General features: G+C 34.6%; 3 protein-coding genes. All 3 read right to left on the bottom strand.

Going from position 1 to position 2269, the window contains the following annotated elements:
- Positions 1 to 677: 677 nt before the first annotated feature.
- Positions 678 to 1433 (bottom strand): antA/AntB antirepressor family protein, encoded by a 756-nt coding sequence (locus AC0QT4_RS08890; RefSeq protein ID WP_473201314.1) that lies wholly within the window; start codon positions 1431 to 1433, stop codon positions 678 to 680.
- 287 nt (positions 1434 to 1720) lie between these two features.
- Positions 1721 to 1861 carry a hypothetical protein gene (locus tag AC0QT4_RS08885; protein ID WP_473201313.1) on the bottom strand — a complete coding sequence of 47 codons (141 nt, stop codon included), beginning with the start codon at positions 1859 to 1861 and terminating at the stop codon, positions 1721 to 1723.
- Positions 1862 to 1902: 41 nt separating this feature from the next.
- Positions 1903 to 1989 carry a hypothetical protein gene (locus AC0QT4_RS08880; protein ID WP_473201315.1) on the bottom strand — a complete coding sequence of 29 codons (87 nt, stop codon included), beginning with the start codon at positions 1987 to 1989 and terminating at the stop codon, positions 1903 to 1905.
- Positions 1990 to 2269: the final 280 nt, after the last annotated feature.

Here is a 2269-nt window from a genome sequence, read left to right as displayed (position 1 = left end):
CTCTTTAAACATTTGCGTTTAATAATGTTGATATATCTAACTTCTCTCTTTATCTCAAAAGAGGTGCCCTCATTTTTGAGGAGTCCTTAATCACTCAATTCAAATTGCGTTTATTAATTTAAACCTATTATCAAAAAAGCTTTTGATACGTGTTTTGCGTTATCTCATTAAAAGCATATCGATTTCATAAGAGATAACATGGTGGCTATCTACCCTTTTCTAAATTTTTAGAAAAACCTATCAATCGATATTTTTCAAAAGCCATATCATTCTTTACATCTATCAATTATGTTATCGACAATTTAAACGATTGCGTTTTAACAATGCGATTTATTATGATAAAAACGTCTTGTAAAATTTATGACCTGTTATGAATGATAACTGCTTTGCATTTCATTTGAATGCTCCCATGCGTTATAACATTGGCATCATGATTTGCTTTTTATGCTCTGTTTATAGATGGCTATTGTTTGTAAAAAATGATCAATTGAATCGTGCATAAAAGTGTGGATTCTTAAGTGGATTCAAATAAAATAAACGCACTTAATATACTGATTTTATTATGTTTTTATACAATAAGTGGCGCCGGGTGCTAGAAACACGGCGTTAAGTCCGTTGTTACACCTTCCCTATAAAAAGGTATTGTATAGTGTAACCACACCCGGCATAATGAAAAATTATTGCGACTTCCCATAAAGCTCTTCTCTTAAGAAAGCCAATCCTTTTGACGTTATTTTAGTTGATGGTAGCAACTTTTCTGTACCATCCGGCTTTTGAATCATGATGGTCGTGCAATCCATAAGACCTTTTTGGATTTTATCTTGATAAGGTAATAATGGGCTACCTGGTCCCCTTCTATAAGCCCATCCATATCTTCTTAAGTAATCACTTAAATCCTTAGGTCTTACTTCTAATACTTTAGATGCTTCTATAATACCAAATAAGCCATCTGAACGTTGCAAGTGTTCAAGAGCCATTGCTTTTGGTTTAAGAGTATTTACTTCGCTTTTTAAAGCCTCTAATTGTGTGATATTTTCTAAAAGCAGCTTTTTAACAAAGAGAGGGTCTTCTAAAGCACTTGCAAGATTCGTTTCCGGTGTTGCTGCTTGCTTTGCACGCCGTTCACATTCGATAAAGTATAAACGGGCTTGTTTCCCTTTCTGATTATTCTCAAGCATAGAAAGTTCTTTGGCTACACTGAGAGTTAAATGATAATCTTTAGAGGGGCGACCACCTTGGAGGTTTTCCCCAAAATTGGTGAAAACTAAATAATCCTGATTTTCTAATAAATTATATTTGTTGATGCGATATTTAATCCAAGTAGAGAAATCTTTACCTACTTCTAAAAACGCATGCAATTCACGAGCATTAACAGTTTGAACTAATTCACCGTTAATTTCAGTTTGATTAATATCTATTAAATATTGAGACATAATTTCACCTTGTGATGTTAATCGTTTTTATTAACGCTCTCAAAGAATGCCGGGAGCTTCAAAACACAGCGGCAAGTCCGTTGTTATGCTTTCCCCTCGAAAGGGTATTGTATGACATAACCACACCCGGCAATCCCCTCATCCCATGCTAAAAGCACATTCTGAGAAAACACTTTACAATTTGCAGAAAAAAGATTAGTAATGAGAATCACGCTTTCCTGCTTTTAAAGTGTTTTGAAGCGTATGATTCGCTAATATCCTATTCGTGTTTTACTGTCAACACGTTTTTACGATTTTTTTTCATTTTGGTTTTTATTAATCATTTTCTCTAGATTTTGCTTATGAGAGTTACCTGTTTTGGGAATTTTCGCCAATTTTGGCGAAAAATACAAACGAGCCTCTCTACCTTTCTGATTATTCTCAAGCATAGAGAGCTCTTTTGCGACATTTAGTATGAGGTAATATTCTTTTAATACCACATTTTGACGTTCGCCAATTTTGGCGAGCGCAAATCTTGTCCTTCTATAAAGTTGTATTTGGTAATACGATCTTTAATCCAATTGGAAAAGTCTCGTGATAATCTTTACGATTATGACCACCTCTACCTTTGCTTCCCAAAATAGGGAAGCAAACAAAGTCTTGATTATATTTTTTGACTTGGAAGATTGTAACAATTTTGAGGTCTACCTTGTGTGTCTAAAATCAGCCAGCCCAAATTTGGGCTCGCTAAATTTACTCACCTCACTTTTGAGCCCAGTGCTTTCACTGCTTTTTTTAGCTCCTTATCGATATCATAAGCTTGTGAATAACCTACCTCACCATCATCTGTAATTTCG

The sequence above is a fragment of the Bartonella sp. EBT8 genome (genome assembly GCF_055796165.1).
The sequence above is the reverse complement of the archived record's forward strand: the minus strand, read 5'-3'. Positions and strand labels throughout refer to the sequence as shown.

Coding starts and splice junctions, on each gene's coding strand:
- AC0QT4_RS08890 (WP_473201314.1), bottom strand. CDS start 1,433: ATGTCTCAATATTTAATAGATATTAATCAAACTGAAATTAACGGTGAA.
- AC0QT4_RS08885 (WP_473201313.1), bottom strand. CDS start 1,861: ATGCTTGAGAATAATCAGAAAGGTAGAGAGGCTCGTTTGTATTTTTCG.